The sequence below is a fragment of the Spiroplasma sp. Moj genome (assembly GCF_016082285.1).
GTDB classification, from domain to species: Bacteria; Bacillota_I; Bacilli_A; order Mycoplasmatales; family Mycoplasmataceae; genus Spiroplasma; species Spiroplasma phoeniceum.
In genome coordinates, this window is sequence record NZ_MQTY02000015.1 from 8,864 (window position 1) to 14,306 (window position 5,443).

The window sequence follows — 5,443 nt, forward strand, 5'->3', positions numbered from 1 at the left end:
TTTAGAGATATACAATATATTAACAAAAACTAGAGTACAGCTTGGGTAAGCCTAGACATATTAGCTTTAACAAATTCATAATACTATTACAATAATGTCATTTACCAGATGGGGGTATTTTATTTGAAAGACAGAAAGTTAATTTAAAACTTAAAATAAATATCGAAGAATAATAANANTNNNATAACAACTAGNCTCACTAATATCAAAACTTTTACCAAGATGAAAAAAGTACGATATTCTCGTCAATATCATTAATAAAATTAAATTTATCAAATTTCATAATTTTAGATTCCTATAATTTCTATTTTAAATATATTTTATAGGAATTTTAAAATAACTAGGTTATGCAAAAAGTCTAATATAATAAATAATTAAGAAAAATAGTATGTAAGAAAAGAGAAAATTTAAATTTTCTCTTTTCTTACATTAAATTGGTAAAAATAAGCATATTTTTTATTATTAACTTAAAAATATTGCTAATTTAAAATAATTATGATAGAGTGAATATTGTAAATGATTTTAAAAATATTAATATTATTTTTAAAATAAATGACTTTAATTAAACTAATTAAATAATAAGAAAGAAAATTTTGATATGGGGTTTACATCAGAAATGAAAGAAAGTTTGAAAAAAACTTATAAATCAATCAAAAAAGGAGTTAATTCATTTTTAAAGAAACTTGGTTTTAACAAAAAAGATGCAGCTGAATTTACAGATCATTTGTTTAAAGAAGGCGGAAAAGAAATCGCAAAATGACAAGCAATGACAAAAAAACAAGCCCAAATTCATAACCAAGTTCGCGCACAATCTCCAGAAATTAACCAAGAAGTTTTTAGAAACTTTATGGATGTTATGAATGAATTACATGAAAAAAAAAAGAAAAAACTGAAAAACAATCATACGATAGATAATTTGAAAAATTATCCATTGTTTACTATAAGTTGCCTTAACAATCTAGATATAATCTAGATTTTTTTAATTTTTAGACTATATCAGACATCCAGTTCTTATTTTTTGTAAATAATATTGTCACGATGTCAATATTTATATTTTTTAGATTTATTAATTTTTGCAGTTCTTACTTTTGCTACAATTCATAAAACACCATCAATATTAAGCAATAAAATTGTTTTCTGACCATTATTTAATTCAAACATTGAATAGCGTTTGTTTTGTTTGTTTCAAATTAATGATAAAACTTTATAAATGACATGGTCAGTTGCATAAGCAACTCATTGAAAGAATATTAATAAAACTATTAAACTAAACATTAAATCAGTTAAGTAATGTGTTCTTGAAAGAATTTGCATAAATGCCATCATTGCAATATTTGCAATAAAAAACCCAAATATGAATCATTTTCAGCAAGTAATCTTTTGTTTACGTTTTTCATTCATGAAATATAACAAAAAACCATAAACAGGCATTGATGATGAATTCATGTGACCAGATGGAAATGCCTTATCACTTCAGTGATGTGTTCCTTCCCCTGCTTTTCCTAATAAGAAAGCTCAGTATTCAACTTTAAAACCTTGAATTTGTCACCAATCTAAATATTCGGCATTAATAACATTAGTTGGTTTGTTTGTTCAACTATCTGGTAAATGGTCAATAACATATTGATAATCAACATGGACTCAATATGGTCGTCCAAAGAAAGTTTTCAAAAGTGGATCAAAAGTAATACCAAAAAGTGCAAACACTACAAATATTTTTAAGGCATCAATTCAATAATTATTAGTTAATAAATCATCTCGTTTTGAAAATTTAACTCTTAAAAATCAAACAATCCCGCCCATTAAGATAACTTCAATACTAAGTTCAATTGTCATTGCAACGATTGTGCTTGTTCCATCAAGACCAGATCAATAATCTCTTCCTTTACCACCAAAAGCAGAAAATGTTGATTGCTGATAAATCATTCGACTAATAATTAAGGTAAATAAAATTATAAATAAAGGATAAACAGTAATAATTATAATTGCTAAGAATTTAAATTTTGATTTATATTTGATATTTAAACTTTCTAATAAAATCCCTACTCCTGCAAACATAAATGGAACGGTCATTGTATAAGCTAGTTTATCTCAAAATAAACTTAATCAACTGACAACACCATTATCATTTAAATCACCAATTGTTTTTGCAATTTGGCGGTCTCAAATACTTCCTACAATAAAAAGTGTTATAACAACAGTTAAGGCAATAATTTTTAATATTTTAAAAACAAATTTGTTCTTACTATCTTTGTTCATAAATGCAGAACCGTCAACATAGAACTTTTGTTTGGTGTCTCTCGTAAAATTTCACATCTTCATGAAATCATTATAAAATAAAAAAATGTTTTATTTAAAAACATTTTTAACTTGGGGAAGAAATTCTGCTAGTTGTTCTTTTGATAATACTTCGGTAAAAAGATGTTCACGAACCCCATTATCGGTAACTGTCATTGTTGTTGTATTAGCAATTTTTTTAATTCTAAGACACTATTCCCCATCGCAACAGTATAACCAACAATTTTAGCAAGTTCAAGGTCATTATAATTATCCCCATAAAAAATAAACTGTTGTGGATCATACCCTTTTAAAGCACATAATTTTTTAAAAGCATGACCCTTATTAATATTTAATGCTTGAATATCAAATAAATCTTTTTGAGAGAAAACACCATCAGCTGCAGCTTTAAAGGGATGATAAATCGCTTGGACTTGCTCTAATTCAGTTGATGAATTAAAAGGGAATAAAATTTTTAAAACTTCAATTTCATTATTTTTTAATAACGCTACATAATCCGTTTCTGTATCAATTGGAATGCGATAATCATCATTATCTAATTGGGCATTATACTTTAGCATAAAAGCAATCCGACCAGATTCAGGATGAACATAAACCATATTAGCAGTATAAACAATGTGATCAACATTTGCTGCAATGGCCTTTGTTAACACCGCAAGAGCTAATGCTTGTGGTAAAGGTTGTTGATATAATATTTCATTTGTTAAACTGTCACGAATTAACGCCCCATTACAGGAAATAATTGGTGCTTTAATTTTTAATTTTGCAAAATATTCTTTTGCCATTAAGTCTAATCGTCCTGAAGCTAAAAACAAGTGATAATCACTAGCTAGTTGATATGTTTGTAATGCTTCATATGTTTCAGGATTAATTATATAACTTTTCCCTGCAATTGTGCCATCTAAATCAGTAATTACATAAGGATATTTTTTAACAAGATTCATAATCTTTTATTTCCTTTCTACTTATCTACTTTTAATTATAAAACTAAATAAACTGTTTTCGTAGTGTAATTTTAATGTTTTGATGGGTTCCAACCATTATTTTTTGACCACTTTGCCCTTTAAAACTAATTCATCCTAATCCAGCAATAAAAAGCGAATAATTACCTGGTTCCTTAATTTCGAGCATTCGTTCAGTTCATTCTTGATAATCTTGTAATCTAACAACAGCAGTTGGTACATGTTGGGTAAAATAATAATCTTTATTACTTAATTTGGTACGGTGTAATTTTAAATTGTTATTTTTATAAAAATGAAAACTTGTTTTTAAACCCGTCAGATATGAAAAACTAGCTAATCCTTCATAAAAAATTGTTTGCTCTGCAGACAATTGAAATGTAATTGGTTTTAATAGTTGTTTAGTCAGCATATTTTTATTATTTTCGGCAAGATATGGAACCAGACTATGCTTATTAATGATACCAGGAGTATCATAAACTTTCTGTCTCGTTCCCAAATTAACAACAATTTTATCTAATGTTGTTGCAAGGTTATTCGAAACAGTAATTTTTTGTTGTTGGTTAGTTAACTTAATTAAACTATTTAATAATGTACTTTTTCCTGTATTATAACTACCAACAAAAACAAGGTCATTATCTTGGCGCTTAATATATCGTCATAATTCATCTAAACCATAATTCTTTAAACCACTCACTAAAATAATATCTTCTACTTTTGAAAAAAGCACTGAATTTCGAAAAAGTTCACTAATATAAGTAATAATTTTATTAGCATTAATTAATTTATTTACTAAATCAATTTTATTAATAATTAAAGTTACTTTATTATTTTGTAATAGTTGTTCTAATTCCAAATTCCGTGTTCCATCCAAATCATAAACATCTAAAACATAAAAATAATGTCAATTCAAATGATAATCTTGCCGTAACTTTGCAAGAAAATCAATTGCTGTTATATTATAAGGAACTAGTTCATTATAATGAGTTAACCGAAAACAACGATAACAATAATCTTGCGTTAATGTTTCCACATAGCCAAGGTCGTTTGGAGTTGTAGTTTGTAAAATAACCCCACAACCAGTACACTTCTTATAAGATATCATAGTCTAATCCATATTCTCCTTCATCAAAGAAACCTTTATGTAAAATATTTTTTTTGAGCTAACCGTTTATAAAGTAAATTTTCTAATAAACGCATTAATCGGTTTGATTCATTAACACCTGTTACTGGGACAACTAAAATGCTTTCCATATGGGCTCAATTAGCAAATAAAACATCCGTAATTAATTGATCACCAACCATAATCATTTCATGGGGATTAGTATTAAATTGCCGTGAAATCACACAAAAATATTTTAATAATGGTTTTTTAGCATTTCAATAATAATGTTCAATTCCTGCTTTTTGGGCAAACCGTTCAACTCGTTTTCGGGCATTATTTGATACTAACACAAAAATCATCCCTAATTCCTTGACCTTTTGAATTAAATTTAAATTATCAGTATTCGGAATACCACGGTAAAATGGGGTTAAAGTATTATCTAAATCACAAATAAAGACTTTAATCCCATGTTTTTTTAATGATTCAAGATTAATTTTATTAACATTTTTCACATAAATGGATGGTTTAAAATAATTTAGTAATAAATTGCGATTCTTTTTTTTACCAAAAATATTCTTTGCCATTATTTAAAACCCTCGTTTCTTACTATTATTTATTATATCAATTTTCAATAAAAAAGGTTATTCTTTTCTATAAATCATAACCTTTTTAGCATCTTTAATTCATTAGACTTCTTGCATAACCTATTAAAATAATTGTAAATATTTTTAAAAAGATACTAATAGCAAATTATAATTTTAATTAATTATGTCTTTTATTTTACAATTTAATATTATTTATTTATTTTTTAACATATTTTTTTCCATTTATCTTTTTGCTTTTTTTTTATTTTTATTTTTTTTTTTTACATTTTTAATAATTTAATATTATTTATTTTATACATATTTTTTGAAATTGATTTATTTTATTTATTTATTTTTTTCTAATTTCATTTATTTATTTATTTTTTATTTTGTATATTTTTAAATTAAAGAAAACACAATAAATATAGCCATTTATTCATTTTATTTTTGTATTATATTTTGATTTTTATATCAATTTATTTTCATTTATTCATTTG

General features: G+C 25.2%; 5 protein-coding genes. 1 reads left to right on the forward strand and 4 read right to left on the reverse strand.

Going from position 1 to position 5,443, the window contains the following annotated elements:
* Positions 1 to 598 precede the first annotated feature (598 nt).
* Complete coding sequence (locus BST80_RS01445) at positions 599 to 973, forward strand: hypothetical protein (protein ID WP_415745638.1); 375 nt, start codon at positions 599 to 601, stop codon at positions 971 to 973.
* Positions 974 to 1,011: 38 nt separating this feature from the next.
* On the opposite strand, the gene BST80_RS01450 is transcribed toward BST80_RS01445, so the two are convergent.
* The 4 genes from BST80_RS01450 to BST80_RS01465 form a co-directional block, all read right to left on the reverse strand.
* Entirely contained in the window at positions 1,012 to 2,259 is a 1,248-nt protein-coding gene (locus BST80_RS01450) for a phosphatase PAP2 family protein (RefSeq protein ID WP_415745639.1), read from the reverse strand.
* Positions 2,260 to 2,387: 128 nt separating this feature from the next.
* Positions 2,388 to 3,242, reverse strand: a complete 855-nt coding sequence (locus BST80_RS01455) for a Cof-type HAD-IIB family hydrolase (RefSeq protein WP_415745640.1) — start codon at positions 3,240 to 3,242, stop codon at positions 2,388 to 2,390.
* 43 nt (positions 3,243 to 3,285) lie between these two features.
* Positions 3,286 to 4,362 (reverse strand): ribosome biogenesis GTPase YqeH, encoded by a 1,077-nt coding sequence (yqeH, locus tag BST80_RS01460; protein ID WP_415745641.1) that lies wholly within the window; start codon positions 4,360 to 4,362, stop codon positions 3,286 to 3,288.
* A 35-nt stretch (positions 4,363 to 4,397) separates the two neighbouring features.
* Positions 4,398 to 4,946 (reverse strand): YqeG family HAD IIIA-type phosphatase, encoded by a 549-nt coding sequence (locus BST80_RS01465; RefSeq protein WP_415745642.1) that lies wholly within the window; start codon positions 4,944 to 4,946, stop codon positions 4,398 to 4,400.
* Positions 4,947 to 5,443: the final 497 nt, after the last annotated feature.